The organism is Undibacterium sp. Di27W (assembly GCF_049340345.1).
GTDB lineage: Bacteria > Pseudomonadota > Gammaproteobacteria > Burkholderiales > Burkholderiaceae_D > Undibacterium.
This window is the reverse complement of the sequence record NZ_JBMPOS010000004.1, coordinates 330562-356737: the sequence shown is the minus strand read 5'-3', so window position 1 is coordinate 356737 and position 26176 is coordinate 330562. Positions and strand designations below refer to the sequence as shown.

At 49.1% G+C, this 26176-nt stretch carries 19 protein-coding genes; 9 read left to right on the top strand and 10 right to left on the bottom strand.

The features are described 5' to 3' along the window. Positions 1 to 158: 158 nt before the first annotated feature. A complete protein-coding gene (locus ACO0LF_RS11195; RefSeq protein WP_423014164.1) occupies positions 159 to 8930 on the bottom strand; it encodes a GH36-type glycosyl hydrolase domain-containing protein in 8772 nt (2923 codons plus the stop codon). 351 nt (positions 8931 to 9281) lie between these two features. Between ACO0LF_RS11195 and ACO0LF_RS11190 the strand changes: the two genes are divergently transcribed. The 4 genes from ACO0LF_RS11190 to ACO0LF_RS11175 all read left to right on the top strand — a co-directional run bounded on the left by ACO0LF_RS11190 (position 9282) and on the right by ACO0LF_RS11175 (position 11539). Continuing rightward, complete coding sequence (locus ACO0LF_RS11190) at positions 9282 to 9671, top strand: DUF4398 domain-containing protein (RefSeq protein ID WP_423014163.1); 390 nt, start codon at positions 9282 to 9284, stop codon at positions 9669 to 9671. Between the two features lie 43 nt (positions 9672 to 9714). Continuing rightward, positions 9715 to 10647 (top strand): OmpA family protein, encoded by a 933-nt coding sequence (locus ACO0LF_RS11185; RefSeq protein ID WP_423014162.1) that lies wholly within the window; start codon positions 9715 to 9717, stop codon positions 10645 to 10647. Positions 10648 to 10679: 32 nt separating this feature from the next. Then, complete coding sequence (locus ACO0LF_RS11180) at positions 10680 to 11252, top strand: BON domain-containing protein (RefSeq protein WP_423014161.1); 573 nt, start codon at positions 10680 to 10682, stop codon at positions 11250 to 11252. 92 nt (positions 11253 to 11344) lie between these two features. Further along, positions 11345 to 11539: a hypothetical protein gene (locus ACO0LF_RS11175; RefSeq protein ID WP_423014160.1), complete on the top strand. Its 195-nt coding sequence runs from the start codon at positions 11345 to 11347 to the stop codon at positions 11537 to 11539. Positions 11540 to 11831: 292 nt separating this feature from the next. Here ACO0LF_RS11175 and cls read toward each other — a convergent pair whose 3' ends face one another. From cls to ACO0LF_RS11150, 5 genes are all read right to left on the bottom strand, one after another. Next, positions 11832 to 13250 carry a cardiolipin synthase gene (gene cls / locus ACO0LF_RS11170; protein WP_423014159.1) on the bottom strand — a complete coding sequence of 473 codons (1419 nt, stop codon included), beginning with the start codon at positions 13248 to 13250 and terminating at the stop codon, positions 11832 to 11834. Between the two features lie 124 nt (positions 13251 to 13374). Next, the gene (locus tag ACO0LF_RS11165; protein WP_423014158.1) at positions 13375 to 13701 is read right to left on the bottom strand and encodes a hypothetical protein; all 327 of its coding nucleotides are present in this window, start codon (positions 13699 to 13701) and stop codon (positions 13375 to 13377) included. 29 nt (positions 13702 to 13730) lie between these two features. Then, a complete protein-coding gene (locus tag ACO0LF_RS11160) occupies positions 13731 to 13883 on the bottom strand; it encodes a DUF3309 family protein (RefSeq protein ID WP_423014157.1) in 153 nt (50 codons plus the stop codon). Between the two features lie 97 nt (positions 13884 to 13980). Further along, positions 13981 to 14472: a hypothetical protein gene (locus ACO0LF_RS11155; RefSeq protein WP_423014156.1), complete on the bottom strand. Its 492-nt coding sequence runs from the start codon at positions 14470 to 14472 to the stop codon at positions 13981 to 13983. A gap of 52 nt (positions 14473 to 14524) precedes the next feature. Then, positions 14525 to 14719, bottom strand: coding sequence for a CsbD family protein (locus tag ACO0LF_RS11150; protein WP_423014155.1), 195 nt, complete (start codon positions 14717 to 14719; stop codon positions 14525 to 14527). Between the two features lie 323 nt (positions 14720 to 15042). Here ACO0LF_RS11150 and ACO0LF_RS11145 point away from each other — a divergent pair, with 323 nt between their 5' ends. Next, positions 15043 to 15585, top strand: a complete 543-nt coding sequence (locus tag ACO0LF_RS11145; protein WP_423014154.1) for a hypothetical protein — start codon at positions 15043 to 15045, stop codon at positions 15583 to 15585. A 103-nt stretch (positions 15586 to 15688) separates the two neighbouring features. Next, a complete protein-coding gene (locus ACO0LF_RS11140) occupies positions 15689 to 16000 on the top strand; it encodes a BON domain-containing protein (RefSeq protein WP_423014153.1) in 312 nt (103 codons plus the stop codon). Positions 16001 to 16312: 312 nt separating this feature from the next. Here ACO0LF_RS11140 and ACO0LF_RS11135 read toward each other — a convergent pair whose 3' ends face one another. From ACO0LF_RS11135 to ACO0LF_RS11125, 3 genes are all read right to left on the bottom strand, one after another. Beyond that, a complete protein-coding gene (locus tag ACO0LF_RS11135) occupies positions 16313 to 17347 on the bottom strand; it encodes an OmpA family protein (protein WP_423014152.1) in 1035 nt (344 codons plus the stop codon). Positions 17348 to 17742: 395 nt separating this feature from the next. Continuing rightward, positions 17743 to 18960, bottom strand: a complete 1218-nt coding sequence (locus ACO0LF_RS11130; RefSeq protein WP_423014151.1) for a Yip1 family protein — start codon at positions 18958 to 18960, stop codon at positions 17743 to 17745. 206 nt (positions 18961 to 19166) lie between these two features. Next, positions 19167 to 19970 carry a DNA/RNA non-specific endonuclease gene (locus tag ACO0LF_RS11125; protein ID WP_423014150.1) on the bottom strand — a complete coding sequence of 268 codons (804 nt, stop codon included), beginning with the start codon at positions 19968 to 19970 and terminating at the stop codon, positions 19167 to 19169. Between the two features lie 261 nt (positions 19971 to 20231). Between ACO0LF_RS11125 and ACO0LF_RS11120 the strand changes: the two genes are divergently transcribed. Then, positions 20232 to 21152: a GNAT family N-acetyltransferase gene (locus ACO0LF_RS11120; protein WP_423014226.1), complete on the top strand. Its 921-nt coding sequence runs from the start codon at positions 20232 to 20234 to the stop codon at positions 21150 to 21152. A 17-nt stretch (positions 21153 to 21169) separates the two neighbouring features. On the opposite strand, the gene rtcR is transcribed toward ACO0LF_RS11120, so the two are convergent. Further along, a complete protein-coding gene (gene rtcR / locus ACO0LF_RS11115; RefSeq protein ID WP_423014149.1) occupies positions 21170 to 22780 on the bottom strand; it encodes an RNA repair transcriptional activator RtcR in 1611 nt (536 codons plus the stop codon). A gap of 442 nt (positions 22781 to 23222) precedes the next feature. Here rtcR and ACO0LF_RS11110 point away from each other — a divergent pair, with 442 nt between their 5' ends. Both ACO0LF_RS11110 and ACO0LF_RS11105 read left to right on the top strand, forming a co-directional pair. Continuing rightward, complete coding sequence (locus tag ACO0LF_RS11110) at positions 23223 to 24788, top strand: vWA domain-containing protein (RefSeq protein WP_423014148.1); 1566 nt, start codon at positions 23223 to 23225, stop codon at positions 24786 to 24788. A gap of 655 nt (positions 24789 to 25443) precedes the next feature. Then, positions 25444 to 25851: a zinc-ribbon domain containing protein gene (locus tag ACO0LF_RS11105; RefSeq protein WP_423014147.1), complete on the top strand. Its 408-nt coding sequence runs from the start codon at positions 25444 to 25446 to the stop codon at positions 25849 to 25851. Positions 25852 to 26176: the final 325 nt, after the last annotated feature.

Below are 26176 nucleotides of genomic sequence, written 5' to 3'. Positions count from 1 at the left end.
CAGATGCTGCAAAGCATCTGGTTTTTTTTATGCTTGTCATGCCAGGATAAATGGCTGGTGCAGAACAGCATTAAAAAACCGTCCTGTTATCAGGACGGTTTTTACTTTGCTCATGCAGAGACAGGGGACAGGGTAGATATTTTCAAGAATTGGCCTGCTTACTCCCGGGCTGCTGGTACATAATTGAGTTCCACGATATGTTCACGCTGGTCATCCATCAGTGGTATCAATAGGGTGCCCATGGCGATGTCATCTATGAACAACAGGCTATTGCCATAAGCCACGTCCCTGAGCTTGACGGTGATCTGGTAAGTACTGCTCAAGTGTTGATAACGCAGGCTGTAGCTGGTCCATCCTGCTGGTACGCATGGTGAGATGCTCAGATGCTTGCCTTCGCGTTTCAAGCCCAGTAAAGATTCCATCATGAAGGTATACATCCAGCCTGCCGAGCCTGTGTACCAGCTCCAGCCACCGCGCCCGGTATGTGGTGCTACTGCATAGACGTCGGCGCAAATGACATAGGGCTCCACCTTGTAGCGGGCTACGGTATCTGGCGAATTGCCATGATGAATGGGATTGATCATGTCAAATGCTTCCCAGGCACGCTCAGCATCTCCCATTTTTGCAAAGGCCATGCCCGTCCAGATTGCGGCATGGGTATATTGCCCGCCATTTTCACGCACGCCTGGTACATAGCCACGTATATAGCCGGGATTTTGGCCTGAGCAATCGAAGGCCGGGTCCAGTAATTGTATGATTTGCTTGTCGCGCCGCATCAGGCGTTTATCCAGGGATTGCATGGCCTGGATCGCTCTTTTCGGATCTGTCGCACCCGACAGAATGGCCCAGCTTTGTGAGATGGAATCTATCTGGCATTCTGCATTTTGTGCCGAGCCCAGTGCAGCACCATCATCAAAATAAGCCCGCCTGTACCAGGCGCCGTCCCAGGCATTCTCATCAATATTTTTCGATAACTGACGCGCTTGCTCCAGGCAACGACTGGAGAATTCAGTGTCATTGCGTGCCAGCGCAATCGCAGAGAATTTCGTCAACACCTGATGCAGGAAGAAAGCCAGCCAGACGCTTTCCCCTTTACCCAGATGACCTACTTTGTCCATGCCATCGTTCCAGTCACAGGAACCTATCAAAGGCAGACCGTGGCTACCGAAGCGCAAGCCATTTTCTATGGCCTTGACACAATGCTGATACAGGCTGCCAGTGTGCGGTGACCTGCCGGGCAAGTCATAGTAAGAATCTTCTTCCTGATTGACGAGACGCCCTTCCAGATAGTGCAGTTCTTCATCCAGAATACCGGTGTCACCACTACTGTTGACATAGCGTGCCACTGCCAGAGGCAGCCACAGATAATCATCAGAACAGTGGGTACGCACGCCGCGACCTATAGGTGGATGCCACCAGTGCTGTACATCGCCCTCGATGAATTGATGAGCAGCAGACAAGAGCAATTGCTCGCGTGCCAATGTTTGCCTGGTGTGCACCAGCGCCATACTATCCTGCAACTGATCGCGGAAGCCAAAAGCACCGCCAGATTGATAATAGCCGCTACGGGCCCACAGACGGCAGGCGATGGTTTGATACAGCAGCCAGCCATTCGCAAGCAGGTTCAACTCCTGGTCAGGCGTATTGACCTGCACCACGCCCAGGGTATCACGCCAGTATGCATGCACTTTATTGAGTGCCTGTTCTGCCGCTGCGATGCCACGGTGCTGCTGTATGAATTGCGTGACATTGCTATGATCGGTGATGACCGTGCCCAGCACAAATACCAGGCGCTTTTCCTGCCCCGGACTTAATTCAAACTCTTGCTGTATTGCTGCACAAGGGTCCAGGCCAGCGCCGATCTTGCCAGACAATCTTTGTCTTTCGAGTGCTGCAGGCTTTTGCAGGCTGCCATTGCGTCCTATGAACTCATTACGGTCGCCAGTGACACTGCGGTTGCCACCATCCAGATCAAAAAACGCCCTGCGTCCTGGAAACTCCGTATTGTAAGGATTGCGAGCCAGCACGCAACCACTGACAGTATCAATTTCTGTGGCGATATGCATCAGGGATTTGGGACGCAAATCGCCCAGCACCCATTCGACATAACCGGTGGCTGACAATTTTCTTTGTTCGTCAGAGACATTGGTGACGCGCAATATCGAATATTTGACTGCCGTGTCTATGCTTACAAAGACTGTCAGTTCAGATCGTATCCCTTGCTCCACATGAGTGAATATGCTGTAACCAAAACCATGGCGCGTGACATAGTCACCGCTACCGCGACAAGGCAGGGCAGTGGGTGACCAGTAGGCACCGGTATCTTCATCGCGGATATAGAAAGCCTCACCGCTACTGTCGCAGACGGGGTCATTATTCCACGGCGTCAGACGGAATTCATGGGCATTTTCACCCCAGGTATAAGCTTGCCCGCTTTCAGAAACCACAGTGCCAAATTGCGGGTTGGCCAGGACGTTGACCCATGGTGCAGGTGTGACCTGCCCTTCGCGGGTGGTAATGACATATTCACGGCCATCTTCAGAGAAACCGCCTGTGCCATTGAAGCTGAGCAATTTTTCTGTTTGAATGTCGACGGTCTTGCCGGTAAATGATTGGTAGCCTGGCTGCTGATACATCTGCCGGGATGGCAATAATTTGGGGACACGTAAATCCAGTACATCGCGCCGGTTCAGTTGTTCGACCAAACTGCCGCGATGATCATTCAGGATAACCCTGGCAACTGCCTGGAACAGGATTTTATCTTCGACTGAAATCTGTTCAGCCATACGCACAAAGATACCGCCCGGCCTTTCTATGGCATGGGTGCCGATGACGGAAGAAATCATGCCCATGATCTGTTCCTGCAAGGCTTGCCGGTAAGTGGCATGATCTTCATTCCAGATCACCAGATCCACAGCCAGGCCTTTCGAGCGCCAATAGGCATGCGCCTGCACCAGTTGCCGTACCAGTTCTATGTGTTCCTGCTGATTGATCTGCAAGAGCACGATAGGTAAATCACCGGAAATCGCATAGCCCCATAAGCCCGACTGGCCTCGGTGGTTGCGGCTCAATACACTGGCATCGGCACGCAATAGCGGATTCATATAGATGACAGAATTCGCCATGCGGCCATACAATTGCGCATCTGCTTCACTGATGTTCAACTGACGCAAAACGATCTGACTATGCGTCCAGGACAAGCCTATGACACGGTCGGCCAGATGCTGATCCTGGTATTTATCAATCAGGGCCAGGCACAGGTCGCGGTTTTCGGCGACACCGGTGACCACATCAAAGGTGGCTATCTGTTCTGGTTCCAGCGTAATTTGATAACGTATGGCGACTACCGGGTCAAGCACTGAACCCTGGCTGTCTGACAAGCGCTCTACCCGCATGGCAGTGGGCGCTTCCAGTGTATTGCCGCGGCCTATGAATTGTGATCTGTCAGTTTCATAAGAGACATCATCTGCCGTGGCACCATGCAGGGATATCAGGTGGAACATGCTCGGTATCTTCTCATCGACCGAGCGCGGACGACGTGTGCACACGATGGCATGCTGGTCATGCAGGATTTCAGTCTGTACAAATAATTTGCTGAATGCAGGGTGCATGGCATCCGCTGCTGCCGGTGCCAGCACGACCTCGGCATAACTGGTGAAATCTATGGTGCGACGATGGCGTGAGCGGTTAGTGATGCGGGTGCGACGCAGTTCAATATCATCTTCCGGCGAAACCACGATCTCGGTATGCATATCGAGATGATTATCACTGCGGCGGAATTCTGCCCTGCCTTCGGAAAAAATCACTTCATAGCTGGCTGAAGGCACCAGGCAAGGCTGGAATGCAGTAGACCAGTATTTGCCATTACTGGTGTCGCGGACATAGCAGAAAGTACCCCAGTGATCGCGGGTGCTATCTTCATTCCAGCGGGTGATGGCGAGATCATTCCAGCGGCTATAACTGCCACCCACACTGCTGATCATGACATGGTAGCGGCCATTCGACAGCAACTGTACTTCAGGCGTACGGGTATTGACATGATGCAGTACACGCAACGGTGTTTCTTGTCCGGCACTGGCGCTGCGTATATCTGCCAGCTCAGTCGTGTTGGAATATACGGCAGTAGCCTTGGGTACGCGCTCATGTAAGAGCGACATGGTGGCCTGGAACAAGGGGTCGGATTCAAAGCGTTTTTGCAAAGGCTGGTCGAGCAACAGATAGGCCAGTGATAAAAAGCCCATGCCCTGGTGATGCACCATGAATGAACGTATCAGGGCATGTGTCTGCCCGCGTGGCAGGCGTGAAGGTGTATAATCTATCGCTTCAAAGAAACCGTAGACGCCTTCAAAACCCAATGCCGCCAGCTGCTCCAGATTGCTGCAGGCTTTCTCTGGTTCGACCATCAGCGCCATCATCGAGGCATAGGGCGCAATCACCAGATCGTCGCCCAGCCCGCGTTTAAAGCCCAGGCCAGGTACACCAAAGGCGCGGTATTGATAATTCAATTGCGCATCAAAAGTATTGTAGCCTGATTCAGAGATACCCCAGGGCACATTGCGTTGCTCCCCATATTCTATCTGGCGCTGCACGACTGAGCGGTAAGTCTGTTCCAGCAAGGTGTTCTGGAAGTTGGGCATGACCAGCAAGGGCATCAGGTATTCAAACATCGAGCCGCTCCAGGACAACAGGATGGGCTCGCCGCCTGCAATGGTCAGTTGGCGACCCAGCGCAAACCAGCTCTCTTGCGGAATTTGACCCTGGGCGATAGCGACAAAGGTGGCCAGCCTTGCTTCTGATGCCAGCAAATCATAGCAGGCAGTATCACGTCTACGCTCATTGACGTTATAGCCTATGGTCAGCAGATGGGTGTTGGCATCGTACAGGAAATCATATTCCATCCTGGCAAATTCGCCAGTCTGTTGCACCAGTTGGCCAATTTGCTTGATACGGTCCGTGGCACGCGTACTGGCAGTCATCAGCATTGCAGCCAGATTGGCATTGTGGCCCACTACTTTGCCCGACTGATCCTCCGACAGCTTATCTTCCCCGATAGCGCTATGCGTGTGGGCCAGTTTTGCCAATTCTTTCAAAGTTGGAATACTGTCAAGCTGAGGATAAGCTTGCAGCCAAATGCCTGGCTCTGGCAAGCTCAACCAGGGTGCCAGATAGATGAGTTCATCCAGTTGTGCATGGGTTTGCTTGCTCAGGGCACTTGCCCAGACATGTGACTGATTGTCTGCAGTCACGGTCTGGCTGGACAAATAGCTGTCCGCGTGATGCGTCAGGCGCTTCAGACAGTCATAAATCACCATCAATGAAGTTGGCGTGCTCAGACAGAGTACATCAAGATCAGCTTTAAATTCTGCCAGCCTGCCTGCAACATGGTCGGCAACTGCGCTGCGCAAGATCAGATAAGTGTCATGCAAGCCGCAAAATAGACGTGGCTGGCAAATTGGTGCATCTATCAAGCCTGCCAGGCCCGGGCGCAAGGTCAGTAAATGGCCAGCCAGGTTACCGCTGTCCACCGTAGAAATATATAAGGGCTGTAAAGGCTGCAGCGTCTTGGTATCGTACCAGTTATAAAAATGATCCTGATAACGTTCCATTTTCGTGAGGCTGGCAAATGTGTCCTGAGTGCGTTGCAATAACTGCCCGACAGGGATATAACCAAAATCATAGGCTACCAGATTGGCCAGCAAGGACAAGCCTATATTGGTAGGCGAAGTCCGATGCGCCGTTACACTGACAGGCTGGAATTGTACATTGTCAGGTGGCAGCCAGTTATCTTCGGGGCCAACATAAGTTTCAAAAAACAGCCAGGTCTTGCGGGCGCTTGCCTGTAGAAATTCTGTTTGCGTCTCGCTCAGTTGCGATACACGTTGTTGTTTTTCCCGGCTCATTTTGTAAGCAATCACAGGGGAAATAAACCACAGTAACAAGATAGGGAGAGCCGCCTGCAAGGCGAGCGGATTGATAAAATCCAGGAAGAAAAATACGGCAGCAGAAAACACTGGTGCTATCCACATGCTGCGGAAATTATTCCACAAAGTATTCCTGGATTGATGATTGCTGATCGTTGAGGGATTCCATTCCAGCAGACGTCTGTGGGAAATCAATACACGCCATTGCGTGCGCAAGATGGCATCCAGGTTGATCCAGGCTTCATACGGTAAAAACACCAGGCTCAGCGAGGCATGGATGAAATGCTGGGTACTTGAACGCAGTAGTGACAACAGATGCTGGCGGAAGAAAACATCGTCTGGCTTCTGAGTCAGATTGAAGATAAATGCACTGGCAGCAGGTATCAGCAAAAATCCTATGGCTGCCGCTGACCATAACCAGGCATGTGGCAAGGCGCTCCAGGCAATGACCAGGAAGGCGACCAGGGCCAGTGGCACCATGCTGCGGCGCAGATTATCGAACAATTTCCAGCGTGATAGCAAAGACAGCGAGTTGGGCAGTTTGCCGGTTTTACCACTAGTCTCATCTTTAGGGCCGGGTACTTTCGGCAATAACCAGGAAGCAATCTGCCAGTCACCCCGTATCCAGCGATGGCGACGACGTATATCAGCCAGGTAACTGGATGGATATTCTTCATACAACTGTACATCACTCAACAGACCGGCCCGGGCATAGCAGCCTTCCAGCAAGTCATGGCTGAGGATGCGGTTTTCTGGCATGCGATTTTTCAGGGCATGTTCAAATACATCGATATCGTAGATGCCTTTGCCTATGAATGAACCTTCATCAAAGACATCCTGGTAGACATCAGAGACGCTGCGTGTGTAAGGATCTATACCTGCTTCTCCACCACAAAGCAATTCATAATAAGAAGCATCGCTGGCGGGCAGGCTGACTGCAACGCGTGGTTGCAAGATGCCATAACCATCTGTCACCCTGTGCAGCTTGTCATCATAGTGTGCCCGGTTCAACGGATGCGCCATGGTCGCCACGAACTTACGTGCGGCATCACGTGGCAGCTCAGTATCGGTATCCAGGGTAATCACATACTTCATATTCTCCAGGCCTGCCGTATTGCCGATGATACGCATGAAGGCATCAGCGCCAGTGCCACGCAGGTAACTGTTCAAGGCGGCCAGCTTGCCGCGCTTGCGCTCATAAGCCATCCAGGTTTTTTCCTGTAAATTCCACACTCGTGGCCTATGCAAGACCAGGAAATGGTCGCCATCGGGGCGGGGATATTTCTGGTTGAGTGCTGTTGTGACCTTGTCGATATGGTCCAGCAATTTTTCATCCGTTTCCAGGGTCTCGGTAGCTGCATCGGAAAAATCGGTCAGCAGGCAAAAGCGCAGATTGGCATCGTTGTTGGCCAGGAAGCGCACTTCCATGGCTTCGCACAGGGCATCAATATTCTGTAGGTTGAATAACATTGTTGGCACCACCACCAGAGTGCTTGATTCCAGCGGTATGCCGCGTGAATAATCCATGCGCGGCAATGGTCGTGGCAGGGCGACAAAGGTGGCCAGCCAGTTGACCATGGACAGGGCAAACTGGCTGCTGGCAATCAGGCTGGCTACAATGAAGCCAGCCAGCAAATAAGGATTGGTTGTGGCATAGCTGACCTGCTTTAATAACAAACCTGTGGTCGCCAGACTGATGATGACGATACTGCCCAGATAAATACTCAAGGCTGAGTCGTGTATGGAATGTTTGATAGATTCAGGCAAGGCATGCTGCATGGCGGTTGAACGTTCAAGCTCGATACGACCCTTGCCGACCAGGAAATAACCTATATGTGCATTGCGTGCTGCCTGACCATGCTTATTGGCTGCTTCACGCGCAAAGCGCAGCGCATTGTGGGCAACATCTGCTTCTGAAAAGCCGCTGCCTTTGGCAATTTTCTCAACTGCATGGCGATACAGATCGCGCGTGGAAAAATCCATGTCCGTATAGATGCCAGCCGGATCTTCGCGCAGGCAACGATCGACCACACTCATGCTTTCCACAAACTCGCGCCAGTCCATTGATGTCAGCAGGCGTAGGCTGCCTATGCTGTTACTGATGGAAATCTGGTCAGCAGCTTGATATTGCGAATCCAGGTGCACCAGATGCTCTATGGTATCGCCCGTCTCTGCCAGGCGTTGCGAGAGCCAGTTCAAAGGCAGGGCAAGCGCTGGTCCCTGGCCTTGCAACCTGCGCATCATCTCTGCAACGAAGGAACTGTCCAGAGGTGGCTTTGAGCGCGACATGTCTGCCACCAGCAAGATCAGATTGCTGGGGTCTTTTTCCGCAGTCTCAGTCATTTCTTCTGCCCATTTGGCAGCGAGATTGCGATTATTGTGGGTGGTTGTCAGATTGGTGGCAACCCTGCGCAAATTTTCTATCAGCGCCAGGCGCAACATGATGGGAATTGCCCACAACTCACCGAGCTTTAATACCGATACCAGTTGATAAGCGCTGATAAAGCGACTCAGATTTTCTGGGTCGACCCTGCCATCGCCATGAGATATGGTTTCCAGTGCGATGTCATACACGCGTGGGCGACCTGCTGAATTGCCGCGCAATAAACGTGGCAATTCCTTGCTGTAGTTTTTTGGCAAATGGCGTTTTGCCGTGCGTATCTGTTCTTCTATCAGATAATAATTATCCAGTAGCCAGGCAGCGGCGGGTGTCACCGGCCGGCCTTCCTTGATGGCTTCTGTCAGCAAGGTGCAGGCATTCAGGATGACGTCCTGGTTGTCTGCCAGGCGTGACAACAATTGGTCTTGTCCGAAAATTGAACTCAGCTTATGGCTATTCGCCAGTATGCGACCATGCTGCTCCATCTGCAGGGCGCTGTACAAGTCGGCGCGCAATGGCAATTCTGCACCAGCTGGCGTCACGTAGGCGCGCAAACGCACCTGACCATGTTTCAAGACATTTTTAATTTGATGCAAGCTGGACGACAGCATATCTTTGGCGGATTTCAAATCGCACACTTCTTTCTTTTATTTGGGATTTGCCAGTGACCTTAGCAACAGATGTTGCTGCCATGCCCCAAGTCCATTTTTCGTATCAGACAATCAGAATACGAAAGATGACAAAAAGATACTGCGATAATTTTGGAGGATGGCTGTATTTTGATAGTAAAACTTCAGCACCCATATGTAAGTTCGTTAGCACACATAGGCTGCACGCAAGAATCCCTTCTTTATGAAATGCTGCCGTGAAGTGTGCGGCAACGAACAGACTCTCTTTTCCGTGTAGCGGTATAAAGTCAGCGAAGACCACAATGAATGTGGCTTGCTTGGCTATAGCGTTTAATTTACCGGAGAAAAAAAATGAATAAAAATTTGAAGAGTGGCATTTTTGCCGTATGCGGCGCGACAATGGTCCTGATGATGGGTTGCAGCAGCATGAAAACGCCTGCGACGGCGGAAGTAGCAGTTTCCAAAGAAGCCGTGAACAATGCCGCAGTAGCAGGCGGTGCAGAGTTCGCACCGGTAGAAATGAATTCTGCCCGCGAAAAAATGGCACTGGCTAACAAGGCCATGCAGGCCAAGGATTATAAGCTCGCCAACGACCTGGCGACGCAGGCACAGGCAGATGCCAAGCTGGCGCAAGCCAAGGCAAATTCTGCAAAGGCAGAAAAGGCAGCCAATGCCCTGCAAGACGACATACGCATCTTGCGTGAAGAATTGGATCGTGCCAACAACAATACCGCCAAATAAAACCGCTACCGATAATTTTTGTCATTACTCTTAAGGACACATCATGAACAAGAAAATATTTGCCCCCGTCATCTTGTTGACAGCAATGTTGCTCGCTGCCTGCAGCACTGCACCAAAAACCACCAGTCTGCTGGAACAGGCACGCATGGACTACAGGGCGGCCCAAAGTAATCCCAATGTGCAGACTTTAGCCCCGCTGGAATTACGCCAGGCCGAGGTGGCGATGAATGATGCCAACAATGCAGCCAAAGATAATGAAAGCTCTGAAAAAATTGATCGCCTTGCCTATCTTGCCAAACAAAAAACCGGCGTGGCACAAGAATTGACCAAGCAAAAACTGGCAGAAGCCAGTGTTGCCGACGCTGCCAAGGCCCGCGATCAGATACGTCTGGAGCAACGTACCAATGAAGCAGATCAGGCAAAAATGCAGGCTGACCAGGCCAAGGCACAGGCAGAACAAGCCAGGCTGGCCGCCCAAATAGCACAAGGTGAAGCCAGCGATGCGCAAAGAAAAGCGCAGGAAGAACAGGCAAAAGCCCTGGAAATGCAAAATCGTAACGCGACACTGGAAGCACAATTGGCTGACCTGCAAGCCAAAACCACAGTACGTGGCATAGTGGTCACCCTCGGCGATGTCTTGTTTGGTGTCGATCAGTCCAAATTAAACCCGGACGGTATGCGCAACGTGCAGAAACTGGCCCTGGTTTTGCAAAATAATCCGCAAAGAACCGTGCTGATTGAAGGCTATACCGACAATACAGGGTCACAGTCACATAACCAGGATTTATCAGAACGACGCGCAGCCGCTGTGCGTAGCGCCCTGGTATTGATGGGTGTGTCGCGTGACCGCGTTATTACCAAGGGCTATGGCGAAAGCTATCCTGTAGTGGAAAATGACACTGCACAAAACCGCCAGTTGAATCGCCGCGTAGAAATTATCTTGTCAGATGCCAACGGCAAGATATCGCAACGTTAATGCTGCAGCCTGAATGAAGGAAAGGAAAAATCATGCGCAACTTACTAACTCAACATTACGTATTGCCCCTGGTGACCGTTTCACTCCTGGCTTTGACTGCCTGTAACAAGGCGGTAGACAGTGGCAACCCCAATGCTGCAACTACCATAGGCGTGGAAATTGATGACTCTGTCATCACCACCAAGGTCAGGTCAGCACTCATGGCAGATGAATTGGTCAAGAGCATGGACGTCAAAGTGGGCACTCGCAAGGGCGAGGTTTTGCTTAGTGGCTTTGCCGACAATCAAATGCAGATAGACCGCAGCGCCTTTGTGGCGATGGCGGTAGAAGGTGTCAAGAAAGTCGACAACAAGCTGACTCTGAAAGAAGGCAAGCAGACAGTAGGCAACAAGGTCGATGACAGTGTCATTACCGCAGGGATCAAGACTGCCATGCTGGCCGATGCACAAATGAAAAGCATGGATGTTGCGGTAGTCACCCGCAAGGGAGAAGTGCAGCTCAGTGGTTTTGTTGATAGTGATATGCAGGCAAACCACGCCCAGGAAATTGCCAAGAGTGTTTCTGGCGTAGAAAGTGTTATCAATAACCTCAAAGTGAAAAAATAAAGCTTTCTTTTTACTCTTGCCCCAGGAGTCTCCCTTCCTCTTCGCAGGGGAGGGGATTTTTTATCATCTTATTCCAGAGCCAGACCAAGATCATGAGCAATGAATTAAACGATCAGCCAGTTCCCGTTAAACCTGAACCGGAAGAAAAGCAGAAAGTCATCAAAAAGAAAGAAGATGATCTCGATGAAGCGCTGGAAGAAAGTTTTCCTGCCAGTGACCCGGTCGCCATCTCGATTACGCCGCAAAAACTGGGAAGCAAACCGTCGGAAAAGAGTGGCAAGAAATAATTTTCACTGACGTTTTACATAGAGCGCAGAGAATTGCAGGTCTCAATGAGACTATTGCAGAATGAAGATAGTCAGGGGCGTGTGTAGGGTGCGCAGGGTGCGCCATGCGCACCGTCCTTCTCGTTGAAAAGAGCGTTAGGGTTTCATACTCAGAAACGTATGCGTAGGCCAAAAAATGCTACGCATGGCGCATCCTACCAGATACCAATTTCATCCGGCAACAGCTGCTCAAGCAAAGCTTAAGAATTTTCTTGCCTAGACCTCATTGCGCTTAAAAGCTTGAATATGCCTGTCACAGCCAGTACTCAAATCTTCTGGCTAGCCATTCTTTCAGCTTGTTCATTTTTGGGCGCTGCTTCCAGGTTTCCAGAGTGACTTCGGTAGATAAGCGGAGATCTTCTTTAAAGGCATTTTCCATTGCTACCGCAAATTCTGTATCGATGATTACGACATTCACTTCTTTATTGTGCAAGAAGCTGCGGGTATCAATATTGGTGGAACCTACTGTAGACCAGACCTGATCTATAACGGCAGTCTTTGCGTGCAGCACGGCGACATTCAACTGATATACTTTTATGCCACCCTCAAGCATCGCATCGTAAAAAGACTGGCCGGCATGGAATACCAGGCCGCTGTCAGTCACGCCAGGCATGATGATCTTGACGTCGACGCCACGCTGGGCTGCAGCAAGCAAGGCCTTTAAAATCTGGGCATCAGGAACAAAATAGGCGGAGGTGATGTGTATGCTCTCCTTGGCTTCCTGTATCGCCAACAAATATGCCTTGTAAATCGCGGGATTGCTTTCGGGTTCACTGGCGAGTACACGCACCAATTTATTTCCCTGGTTTTTCAAGGCAGGGAAATACAATTTATCAGCGGGTGGCTTATCACTTGAATTAAGCCAGGTATCCAGAAATACCCATTGCAAGGCTGCCACGGCTGGGCCAGTGATCTGGATATGGGTATCGCGCCAGCCTACCTTCTCAGGGTTTCTTGATTTCGAGCGGAACAAGGAACTATTGGCATAAGTGGCGCTGATGTTGACGCCACCAGTGAAGGCAATTTCACCATCGACGATAAGTATCTTTCTGTGATCGCGCCGGTTTGGTTCCCAGGGGCCCTGCAACTTGGTCGGGTTGACCGGATTAAAAGCCAGCAATTGTATGCCTGCTGCTTTCATGCGATCGAAAAAAATTTGCGGTGTGCCTATGGTACCCACGCTGTCATAGATAATATTGACTTGTACACCTGCTTGTTGTTTTTCTATGAGCAGTCTGGCAAATTCCAGGCCAAGTTCATCCTGGTCAAAAATATAGGTTTCCAGGTGGATGTGATTTTTCGCCTGTTTGATAGCAGCCATCATGGCCGCCATGGTTTGCGGACCATCAAACAGCAAGCTGACCTGGTTGCCAGCTATTAGCGGGCTGCCAGTCACTTCTTCTTCCATCGCTGCCAGAGCCTGCATGTTTGCCAGGCCGATACTGGAATTTTTCCAGCGCTGGCGCATCAGCGCCTGGGCCTTGGATGTACTCAGCTCACCCTTGGCATTGTTGATAGTAGGCGTGGCCGCAGTGGTTTTCTGGGCTTGCTCCACTGCAGGTTCAAGATAATTGACTTCTGGCAGTGAGCTGCAAGCATTGAACATAAGTACGCTAGCGATGCTTGCAGTACCTGTCACGATGGCCCGGGTGGTTTTGCGCTTGGCTTTCATATATAGTCCTTGAGGCGGAGGCAAGGCAAAAAACCAATGTAGACTTACTGGTATTTTCCTGATTTGACGAAGATGGCCAGGCCCTCTCCCTGGTCGCCATCTGCCTGCACGGTGAGCCAGATTCTCAACGTGCTCTTATGCCGGATTTTCTATAGGCGTCCGCTATATCTTGCTGCATTGTCGCTTTGGCGTCGCGCAAGCAAGAACTTTGCTGGCTGCGTTCCATTCTTTTGCAATCAATCGCAGACAATTGATAGACCGCTTCGGCTTCTTTTTTCAAGGTCTTGAAATAAGCCATGGGCGTCATTTCTTCTTGAAACCAGCGGTCAGGGTCGCCGCGTTGAGAAATGACTGTTGGTTCCACATCGGCGGCCTGTGCAGAACCTAGCATGGCGCCACTCATTAATACGAAAAGTATGCCTGCAACAAACCCTGGTTTTGGCGTATTCATGATAACTCCTTAAAGTATAAAATGTTTTTTTACAAGCGCCCGGTCAATAATAATATGATGAGGATAACCACGACCAGACCAGTAACACCGCTAGGACCATATCCCCAGGAACGGCTATGCGGCCAGGCTGGAAATATACCGACTAAAACCAGGATAAGTATGACGAGTAGTATGGTGCTCATGATGTAGCCTATATTGTTGGATAAAGCGAAGACCGGAGTCTCAAGTCGCTGAAATGTATTTGCTCTGACTCAAACTAAGAGCAGCCAAATGCTGTTCTTAGATATTGGCACATTCACCGTGCTGTTCTTTCCATGTCTGCACTCTTTGCGTTTCTTCTATTTCCTGAACGGGAAGATGGCTGACATTGGTATCAAGCTCAGTTTCCACTTGATCCGTGTTTTGGCTGGATACTCCCCATGCCAGTAAAGACCCGATGACAGAGCCAAGGATGACGCCGAAAGCAGCGCCAACCAAGGCAGCTTCCAAAGGGCTGGACACCATAAAATCAAAACCAGGGATGAAAAACGGGGAAATAATGACTGCCAGGCTTGCATTGACCATACCCAGCACACCGCCAACTACCACACCTATCGTGGCACCAGTCGTGATACCTATATTGACATCCCAGTATTCCCCAGTCGAGACATTGCCCTTGGACTGTCGTTTGAAATCACTACGTCGTGTCAAAGGATGATGGGGGGGAATAAATACGTCATGCACTTCTGAGGCCATACCGCTTGATGATGCAGGGTCATTGCTGATGATCATGATATCTGGCTCCCTGGTTAACAACAGGCCCACTTTACGTGAGCCTTGAAAATTATGGGTTGGTCACTTTTTTGACGGTTTTTTCTATGGCTTCACGAGCATCGCCGATATTTTTTTCCAGCTTGCCTTCCACCTGCTTTTGCAGACCCTTGATTTCCTGTTCTTCACTACCTATGATTTTCCCGGCACTTTCTTGTACTTTGCCTGCGATATCTTTTGCAGTGCCTTTGATTTGGTCTTTGTTCATGATTTTTCCTTGATTAAAAATGACAGCCTTAATCCGTCTGGAATTAAATAGCGGTCTGTCGATTGGATAAAAATGCATATATCTGGTGTTGCATGACAAATGTAAGCTTATCCAGGCTACCTTTCTGTGCGCTGGCACACGCTGTATAAAAAATCTGTTGAGGGAAAAAATTTTTACCTCGTCAAAGAAAAAATATTCAACAATGTTCGATACCGTACAGATATATCGTTGTACAAACAGCACACTGAGGCATCGGAATTTTCCGACACTGCAATTGTTAATCGCGGATCAACCGCTCAACTCTCATACCCAAGGGGAAAAAAATGAATAAGAAATTTGCCATGATGCTGGTTTGTACTGCTACGCTGAGCAGCGCCTTCTGTTTTGCTGCTGACGAAAAATCTGCTACCTACAAGGCAGCAAAGGAATCAGCTAATACAGAATATAAGCTGGCTAAAAGCAAGTGCGATGCGATTACCGGTAATCCAAAAGATGTGTGCATAGCTGAAGCAAAAGCAGCGCGCGTTCATACTGAAGCAAATGCCAAGGCAGACTATAAGGACACCTTGTCAGCTCGCACCAGCGCAAGAAAAGATATTGCCGATGCCGACTATGATGTAGAGAAAGCCAAATGCGGTAGTTTGACAGGCAATGATAAAGACGTTTGCGTCAAACAGGCAAATGCCAATAAAGTTGCTGCCGTCTCTAATGCCAAGGCTGATAAAAAAGTAGTCGAAGCCCGTGTCGATGCCAATGATGACAAAATCAATGCGCAATACAAGGTTGCAGTAGAAAAATGCGATGCCTTGTCTGGCCAGGGTAAAGACAACTGCGTCGCAGCTGCAAAATCAAAATTTGGTAAATAAGTTTTATTGCTGGCACAAGCCGCTGCTATTGCTCCATGCTGCGAGCGGCTCTGTGCTTATTTGTTGTACCTATTTGTTGTAAACAATCTCTAGAAAGAAAAAAATGAAAATCGTTCAACGCATGATGGTGATGATATTTGCCGCCTCACTGATGATAATTACGGGCTGTGCTTCTACTTCCACAAAAGAAGGTACAGGAGAATATGTCGATGACACGGTTATCACTACCAAAGTCAAAGCAGAAATCTTTAATGAACCAAGTTTGAAATCCATGGAAATCAACGTGGAAACATTTAAAGGCGTAGTGCAACTGAGTGGCTTCGTCACCTCTAACGCCAATATCGATAAAGCGGTGTCAATTGCCCGTAATGTTAAAGGTGTGCATTCTGTAAAAAATGATATGCGCCTGAAATAACATTTGCTTTAAACGAAAAACGCTGTCTGTTGACAGCGTTTTTTTTCGCCTGAAAAAATAAGAGACATGCGGGATTTGAGTGAAATTTCCCCAGCTAGGCATTGCTGGAGAACATAGTCTTGCAAGGGTAGTTCGTTGTTTCGGTGAACAACATATTGTCCGAAACGCTGATTGCATCCGCATCGTTGCGATGAAGACTGCTCCCAGAGAGGGAGCTAACAACGCGGTTGCAACGGTTTTACGCAAGCCCTGACAAATAGAAAACGGGAGCCTTGGCTCCCGCTTTATATTCCTATTTCAGGTAATACCGATTTATTTTACGCGCTGTTCAACCGTGAATTGCTCAATCTCTACGCGACGATTGGGTTCCAAACAGGTAATCAGATCAGCACGTTTTTTATTGTTGCAGACGACTACCGGATTGCTTTCGCCTTTGCCTATGGCATTGAGCCTTTGGGCATCCACACCTTTATTGTTCAGATAGGATTTGACTGAATTGGCACGTCTTTCAGACAGGTTCAAATTGTATTTTGCTGAACCTATGCGGTCTGCATAACCAGTGATGACGACTTGATTGATTTGCGTATTGGCATTCAGGGCCATTGCAATATCATCGAGTTTAGGTTGTGGCGTACTCAATACGGCACTATTAAAGGCAAACAATTCAGTCGCAGACAAGGTGATTTTTTGATATACCGGTGGTGGTGGGGCCACAGGTGCAGGAGGCGGCGGCGCTTGCACTACCACTGGCTCTGGAGGTGGCGGAGGCGTATAGCTGGCAGCTCTGGCCGCGACCTTGGGTTTGTCAAAGCTGTAATTCAAGCCTACTGACAGATGGGAATTGCTGGCCTGGCTGAAACCAAAATCATTGCCATGCAAATAGCCATGCACCTTGCGCCACTCAGCTTGCGCCGACCATTGATCATTCAGGGCAAACTGCACACCTACGCCTGCGCTGGCGGCGGGTGCAGTGCTATCACCGCTTTTAAAGCCGGCATTACTTCTATCTCGATTCGCTGCTATACCCATTACCAGGTAAGGGCGCACTGTGCTGCGGGAAAAAAGATAGAGCAAGTCTACGCCCAGGGCGTTTTGCTGATAGCGTCTGCCATTGTCGGTGGCGCGTGTGTAATTGGTGTTGATTTGCGCATCCCAGTTTTCTGACAAGGGTTTGCCCAACCGCAAATCGACGCCGTAACCGCGATTACCTGCGCCAAAGCTTTCGTCAGTTTCGGCGGCATGGATGCTGCCACCGATGTACCAGGATGGGTTGTAGTCTTGGGCCATGCTGTTGCTTGCGCAAAAAAGACAGGCCAGCGCTGCAGGTATGATTCTTAAATTCGTCATGTATATTCTTTCTCAGTGTGGGTATGAAGTGGCGTTATAAATCCGGATGTTACGAAACCCGTTTTCTCCCATGGGAAAAATAAGTTTTACGTAAATGAATCCTGGGTGCCAGACTAAATTGCAGACGGTTTTTGATCGGTGCGTTGGCGCACAAATATGTGGTTTTTTTAGTGTTGAGTGAGCTTTTCTACGCAAACAGTGTGGTATGCCACTGTCTGGAAGGCATTCTCGGCGCTAATTGATGAGGCGAGGGGAGTAGAGTGGAGGGGGCAAGGATGGTACTTGCCTGGCAAGGCTTGTTTGGCGGAAGGTGAATCTGATAGCTGTATCTGGTGGGCAGCCAGCTATCAGTTTTGATGCTACAAGCTAGTTGTTCAAGTGCAGGTCTTCAATGTTTATTTCTTGAGCCCTTCATTTTTCATTGCTTCCAGCTTGTCGTAGCCTACCGCTGCAGATGCCGTCTTGATGCTTGCCATGTCCACATTGTCACCACGGGTTTCTACAATGAAGCGGCCAGCGATCAAGAGGCTGTATTCACCTGAGGGGCCATCTTTCTGGAATCTTTCATGGGTAGGGCGGCCATTGACCTTGCCCATCTTTTCATAGCCATGGTCGGTTTCTTTTTCTTGTTCAATCGCACCCCAGGCAAACATGGCACCAAACATTTTGCTGCCAGCAGTATCTGTAATGGTGATCCTGATCTGGTGATTATTTTCATCAGCATAATGCGCTTCCGCCTTGGCAATCTTGAACTCGCCCATGGCTGATTTTTCCCCTTCCAGGCTATTGCGTTTCAAGTTGCCTATGGCCTCGGGGAGCAAGGCCTTGAGTTTGTCTTTATCAACGACTTCAGCCTCGCTACCTGCACCCAGGGCTGCGCCCAGTGCATCGGTTGCTGCTTTCATTTCAGCCTGAGGGTCGCCGGATTTTTTTGCAGCCTCCATTTTTTTATTGGCAGCTTCCATTTTCTTGCTCATTTTTTCCAACTCGCCCAAAGCACCGTTGACTTCTGGCGTGCTGCTATGGATGCTGGGGGTGAAGGCATCACCAGTGATGGCATGCACTACACGGGAAAACACAATTGCGAGCAAGATCACGCAGATGATGGAAACCGCAGTATAAGCTGGTGCTTTATCCACCGGCGTTTTCATGAGTACAGGCAAGCCCAGATACAGAAGGTAGACGCTATAGCATCCTGCCAGCAAACTGAGCATGCCTGCTTCAGGAAAAATGAAAAGTATGGCAGCCAGGAATAAGGGAGTGAAGGAATAGACGGCGACTTTCAGCGCCTGTGCCGGATTTTTTTCCGTGCCAAATTGTGGTGCCAGTGCATTAATGATCAAGGATGCCAGGAAAACGCTGATCAGGGCCGAAGCAAAAGTCATGACCAGATTGACGAGACCTGAAATGATCGATACACGTATCGTCCCCAGCAGCGGGACGCTGATGCCAATAATGCACATGCCTATGAACATGGCAACGGCAGGGATGGCAGCCAGTGGCGCCACATAGTTCTTGAACAAATCTATCGTCGCAGTATTTTCTTCGGCGATGACCGGCCATTCAGTCTTGGGAGTAAGCGTGATATTTTTTGCACGTTGAACGAGATCCATGGTGTTTCCTTGTCGTAAGGGGTAAGACTGGAATTGGCTTCGTGAACATAAAAAGCGGAAAAAACAGGCTACTTAGCTTTTGATTAAGTAGCAAAGTTTATTACAGTTTTTTGCATTTACTTAAAAATAGCGTGTTTCTGTGGCTTTTCTGAACGTAGATCTCGCGTATGCTTTTCAGCAATACATTCAGCAATACATCCTGGCTTTTATATATCCTCAGGCTCCAGCCCTGGCAAGAAGCGTATCCCCGTCTTGTTGACCAATTCCTGATAGCTGATAGGTTTGCTGGCACCTGCCTCATTCGTGTTTTCCACCCAGTGTGCCCAGGCACGGCCACTATTGGGGTCGTATACCAGTTTGTACAGGTATTGAGGGACCCACACCTGATTATTCCCCACAGTCGCCGGGTGCTTGCCATACACCGGGCCGGTAATGACGTAGACATCCCCTGCTGCCCGCATGACATATTGCCTTGTGCTCTTTTCTATACTGGCCCAGAGTTTGCGGTTATTCGCAGGTGCCTGCGGCACCATATTGGCCAGCGAAAAACTTTGTGCCATGGCCGTGCTGTCTGCCATGTCGGCAGCAGGTGCCATATGGCCTCGGTCATAGCCTGAGCCTTTGTAATCATCCAGTTCGGCCCGTTCTGCCCGCGGCAAGCGGGCATCTGCATAGAACTGATTACTGCGTTCGTTCTCTCTGGCCTTTTGTATGATCTGGCGATTCAGTCTTTCGGCGACGTAGATGGGAGTATGGCTTTTGCCAGAATGCAGAACGGCAAAGGCTGAAAAACACAGGGCCCGTGGACGCATCTGACTTGCTTGGGCTAATGCTGGAATATGTCCCCTGGCAAAAAACTGCGGACAATCAGCAAATTCCCCCGTACTTGAGACCGAAGGTTTGAAAGAGGGAAGATGAAAGGGTAAATCAAAAGACGATAAATCTGTAAATGAAAGGCTGATGAGCGCGAAAAGTAGAAGAGGGCTGAGTTTGGTGAGTTTTTTAAGCATGAAAGTTAAGTTGATCCTGTTCAGGAGTGTCCTGAGGTGCGTGGGCGTTAGATCAACCCGCCCTGGGCGCATATGAGGCAAAATTCAGAAGGGCTGGATTCTATATGAATTTTGTCGAGGTATCTTGCTGGCAAACGTCTACAATGATTTTCTGATGTAAGCGCTTTGTAACAAATTGAGACTATTTTGACAATAAAATACTTGCTTATTTAGTTTGCGTGGCAGACTATGCGGCAGGTTAAAAAATGAAAAATTATCTTGATGTTGTCTCCTGCCATCCTGACTACTGCCAGAAACAAGCTGCTCAAGCTGGAAAAGCGCTGGGTATTGCCTGGTTTGCTATTGCTGGAAGCTATCCTGTATTGTCTCGATGAATTTACTGGCCCCTATAGTTTTTACGCCCCTTTCTATATCTTCCCTGTTGCCATCAGCGCAGCTTTGCTATCGCAACGCCTGACTATTTTTTTTGTTGTATTGTCCAGTTTGGCGCGGGCACAAGTATTCAGCCAGGTTTTTCAGGGGGGGAACTTGCTCATGCTGACATTTGATATTGCGCAGAGCATGTTGTTATATGGTTCTATTGCCATCCTGGTGATCGCGGTGAATACCATGTATTTACGCTTGCTCAGGTATGCCGAATACCTGCGTGCCAATATCCGGCAAATGCGCCAGCAAAGAAGATATAAGGCCAGCATACGGCGGGCCTTGCCAGATGATGCAGATGACATCGTGCGGCTTGCCGTGAATGGCGCCAGGAATGGCGATTTATCTGAAGATATCTCGAATGCGGTATTGCAACGTACCCTGGCGGTGGCGTTCAGGCAGGGCATAGTTGAGGGGCTGACAACCAGGCATATCTGGGCGGGTGGCCAGCAAAAAGTGCCAGTGGAATTCTGGGTTTCCATCATCAATGATCGCATGGCCGGGTTTTTCATGTTGTATGGTGTTGATGACCAGCAAGGTTCTGAGCGTGAATTACATGCCATGGTGGTGGCAGATGAATACCGTGGCCTGGGTATAGGTGCTGCCATGACAGATTTTTTTTGCATGCATTTTAAAAACCGTCGCCTGTTTGCTGCCTGCAAAAGCAATTCAAAAATGATGAAGATGCTGACGCGCCGTGGTTTCAGCCAGTTTTGTACGACAGAAAATGATTACATCATCATAGAGCGGCATAATTGATGGCAGTATTGTGAAGTCTAAGTTTTATGCACACTATCCCAGCTCAAACCAAACTTGTTGAGATATTTTTTCAACCTGTCCGCATCATTGGGATTGGCTTTATTGCTGCGTGAAACGGCAAACAGCTGGCGACCTGCTTCCGACATGTTTTTAGAGCGCAGGCATACCGCCAGCACAGCCTGTAATTGCACGGCATCGAATAAATCCAGTTGCGCGACTTGTTCCGCCTCCAGATGCTCATGCAAATCGACTTCATGTGCATCACTCCCACTCTCATGCGTATGTGACCATAAGCGCTGCAGGCGCTTGATTTCTTCGCTAGTATTTTGATCATTGATGCGCCCGGCATCCGCTAATGTGGCCATGCGTGTGATGGATGCAGATAAATCACGGAAATTGCCTGCCCACACTGCCTGGGCGGAGGTGGCGAATTCCATATAGCTGTCTTTCGCTTCTTTATTGAAGCGCACCATTTGCCCGTTCTCAGCACTGTATTGCGATAACAGGTAATCCATATTCGGTGCAATGTCTTCTACACGATCACTGAGGCCAGGCAATTCATACGACCATAGATTGATACGCGCATACAAATCTTCGCGAAAGCGGCCTGCCGCCACTTCCTTGCCCAGATCGCGGTTGGTACCCGCAACCAGCTGGAAATCACTTTGCACTTCATGGTCGCCACCCACCGGGAAAAAGCGTTTTTCTTCCACCGCCTTGAGTAGCATCGCTTGTTCATCCAGACCCAGCTCACCGATTTCATCGAGAAACAACAATCCCTTGTGCGCTGTCCTTAATAAGCCAGGGCGGTCAGACATGGCGCCGGTGAACGAACCCTTGATATGACCAAAAAGGGTAGAGCCCGCGCCATCACCGCGCAGAGTAGCGCAGTTGACTTCGACAAACTTGCCTTCCAGCCTGTGCCTGGCTTTTTTCAATTCAAAGATACGCCGCGCCAGGAAGGACTTGCCCGCACCGGTCGGCCCCATCAGCAAGATCGCTGCTTTGGACTTGATGGCAACACGTTCTATCTCATCGATCATGGTATTAAAGCGCGCATTGCGAGTAGCAATGCCAGACTTCAAAAAGGCCACGCCTTCTTCCTGCTCACGGCTAAAGCGCTGGGCGATCTGGTCATAGCGTGACAAATCCAGGTCGATGATGGTCATCTCGCCAAAATTGGCCTTGGTCTGGCGTCGCGGTGGCGAAGTTTGCAGGAGCTTGCCCGGCAGGTAATTGGCTTCCGTCATCAGGAACAGGCAAATTTGTGCGACGTGGGTGCCGGTGGTGATATGCACCCAGTATTCTTCTTTGTCGGTATCGAAGGGATAAGACCTGGCAAAGTCAAATAAACAGCCATACACCTCTTCAAAATCCCAGGGATCTTTTATTTCCAGTTGATGTGAACGTAATTTCGTTTCTGGTGAAGTATCAGCGATATCTCTCTCTAATTGCGAGAGCAAGAGCTCATGCTGGCCGCTGTACAGCAAATCAATTCGGTCTATGACGATATCTTCATGCTGGGTCAGCGCGACCGTAGGCCGCCATTTTTCCCAGCGCCCACTGCCACGGCCACTATCGAGTTGCGTACCTATAAAACCGATGACGACGTTTTTTTTCTTATTCATTTTGGATAAATATTTATCTATTTGGATAATTATATAGGAAATACGATCTATGGGCTGGTCTTGTGATTTTTCGCTCATTTCTTTATTTGTCTATTTAAATCAATAACTTAAGAAAATTTTTGACACCATGGCACAGACCTGGCACGGCCATTGCAATAGGTGGAGTGTAGGGCATGCAGGTAGGAAGGGAGTGCCACCACCGAAAACTATTGAAGACTGGGTGGTCTGGGTAAAACCAGATGTGATTTAAATACTGCCATGAGCAAGGTTACAAATACAGATTGCCGCTCCCCGTAGGGGTGTCAACTGCTACGAGTTTCCAATCAGGGCAGTGGCCGGAAGTAATGCTCTGGTTGTCACATTGTGCGGGTTCGAATCCCGTCGTGTCCACCAGATTAGAGAAGTCTGAAAGAGTTCTAATAAAAAGAAAAAAGGAAATGAAATGGTTAATACGCAATTGTTCCAGAGTTTAAAAAACTCACTGACAAACACATTTTTGCCAGTTACAGATACAAAAAATTTTTCCGGCGCTGCAGCCTATAAGTTCACTGCCGAACACAAGCTGGCGCAATATGCAGCCACTGGTTGTTTGAACGCGACTTACTACGCCAGCGCAGAGGCGCAACTGGCAACAGTGCTGGATTTGACTAAAGAGGTAACGCCACTGTTCGTTGCGCAAACCGCAATTTACTGCCGTGAGCGTGGTTATATGAAAGACATGCCAGCCTTGCTGGTGGCAGCACTGACCATGCGTAATGCAGTCGAGTTGCCGCGTACTTTCAAGCGAGTAATGAATAACGGCAAGATGTTGCGTAATTTTGTGCAGATCCTGCGCTCAGGTGCGATAGGTCGTAAGTCTCTGGGTAGCCGTCCTAAAAAACTGGTACAGGCATGGTTGAATACTGCCAGTGAAAAAGAATTGCTGGCAGCAGCGGTGGGTACCACGCCATCACTGGCAGACGTTGTGAAAATGGTGCATCCAAAACCTGTCGAAGCATGGCGTGAAGCCTTCTTCGCCTGGTTGATAGGCAAGCCATACAAGGCAGAAGCCTTGCCACCTATAGTGGCAGCGTTTGAAGCTTTCAAGAAAGACCGCAGCCTGGCTTTGCCAGATGTGCCTTTCCAGATGCTGACGGCGATGGACTTGACGACAGAAGACTGGGCGCAAATTGCCCGTCAGGCTGGCTGGCAAATGTTGCGTATGAACTTGAACACCTTTGGTCGTCATGGCGTATATGCCTTGCCGGGTATGGTGGACTTGATCGCCGCCAAATTGAGGAATGCAGAGGCAATTGCCAAAGCCAAGGTGTTTCCTTACCAGTTGATGGCGGCTTACAAGGCAGCCAATGAAGAAGTGCCATTGCCAATCAAGAATGCCCTGCAAGATGCGATGGAAATTGCCTTGAGCAATGTGCCAGAAATATTTGGCAAGGTCGTGGTGTGTGCTGACGTGTCTGGCTCCATGTCATCTGCAGTCACAGGTTACCGTGGCTCTGCAACGACAGCAGTACGTTGCATAGACATTGCTGCCCTGGTTGCTGCTGCCATGTTGCGCAAGAATCCATCAACTCTGGTTTTGCCGTTTGAAAACCAGGTCGTGAAATGTGATTTGAACCCACGTGACAGCGTGATGACCAATGCACAGAAGCTGGCAGCAATAGGTGGTGGTGGTACCAATTGCAGTGCCCCACTGGTGCAGTTGAACAAACAGAAAGCGCAAGCTGACCTGGTGATCTTTGTCTCTGACAATGAATCATGGATGGATGCAAGCCGTGGCCGTTCTACTGCCACCATGGCGGAATGGAATGTGTTTAAACAACGCAATCCACAAGCCAAACTGGTGTGCATAGACATTGCACCGTATGGCACGACACAGGCTGCAGAAAGAAATGATATTTTGAATGTAGGTGGTTTTTCTGATGCTGTATTTAAAATCATCGCTGCCTTTGCTGCAGGTCAGCTAAGTGCAGAGCACTGGGTAGGTGAAGTAAAGGCAATTGATATTTAGAGAACCGCTGGCGGGGCAAATGCAGTAGATGTGTAGTAAATGCTTCGCCAGTCCAGGTAGTAAAAGTTTTTGAAGTCTGCATGAATGCAAATGTGATTACACCTCCAAACTGTAAAATCACTTTTAATCCTTGTCATGCTGTGCTTCAAAGACCATGTGATGGTGGTCTTGAGTTTGAGATAATGTACGAATGCGCAGGCGATTACATCCAAAAAAAATCGCAAGCACTCCTTGTCGTACAGTATTTCTCAATGTTGCAATCAGATGTCGCAGTACAGGTTTTGAATATGGCATGAATGCTGACGTGATTACATATGGGATGAATATCACGTTTTGATTCTTGTCATGTCGTATTCAATAAATATCATTGTTACAGTTTTCTTGAATACCTTATGAATGCTCATGTGACTACATTTGCAATGTTCACAGCAATTCTTGTCATGGGGTGGTTCGGAAAATGAATGTGTAAAAGTTTTGAATGAGCTAAGAATGCTGATGTGATTACATTTTGCGAAAATGAGACTGCACTTCAAATTTTTGTCCTGGCTTGTTCAATCAGGTTTTACCCGAATGCCATCAGGATTACATCGGTTAAATTGGTTCGACTCCAGTCTGGTCTACACCGTAAGGATAGATCAGCAAATCCTGGTAAAACTTGTCGGGGTTTTATTTTAAAAGTAGAGACGTGATGAAAAGTGGAAAACAAAGACGGGTAGAAATCATGGAAAAGCGGCGCGCCCGCATACCAGCGAAAGAAAGTTTTGATGTCTATGCCCTGCCAGTTCCAGCTGGAGCAGTTTTAGCTGATCAGGATGCATTAAGCCACAATAAGAATGCTATTTTTCTACCCTTGTTTTATGTGGACTATGCCTTTAACTGTCGTGATTGTGGAGCAGCGCAGATATGGACAGGCAAGCAACAGAAGTGGTGGCATGAAATTATGCAGGGAAACATTAATAGCGTGGCGATCAGGTGTCGTCCTTGCCGCAAGATAGAGCAACAAAGAAAGAAGCAAGCCAGAGAAACTCATTTGAGTGGTCTGGCAGCAAAGCAAAAACAATAGAGTTTCCAGGCGAATGCCAGTGAACATTCAACGGTCCTAAGGTGGTTAACAGATGCATGGAGATACATTCATGGTCTGGTGTAGCCTGGGTACTGACTCTGACAAGAGTCTCCCGGCCGTCCGTTTCACAAACCCTTGTCGCCGCACGTAATAAAAAATAATAGGAAATGAAAGAGTTTGTGCAGTAAGTAAAAGTTTAGGCGAATGCTGGTGAAATTACATCACTTTTAATGAGGCTGTCGCGGGTTCGAAGCCCGTCACGAAATCTCGGTTTCGTGTAGCTCAGTTGGTAGAGCACCTGTGGGTAACCACATATATTTCACCG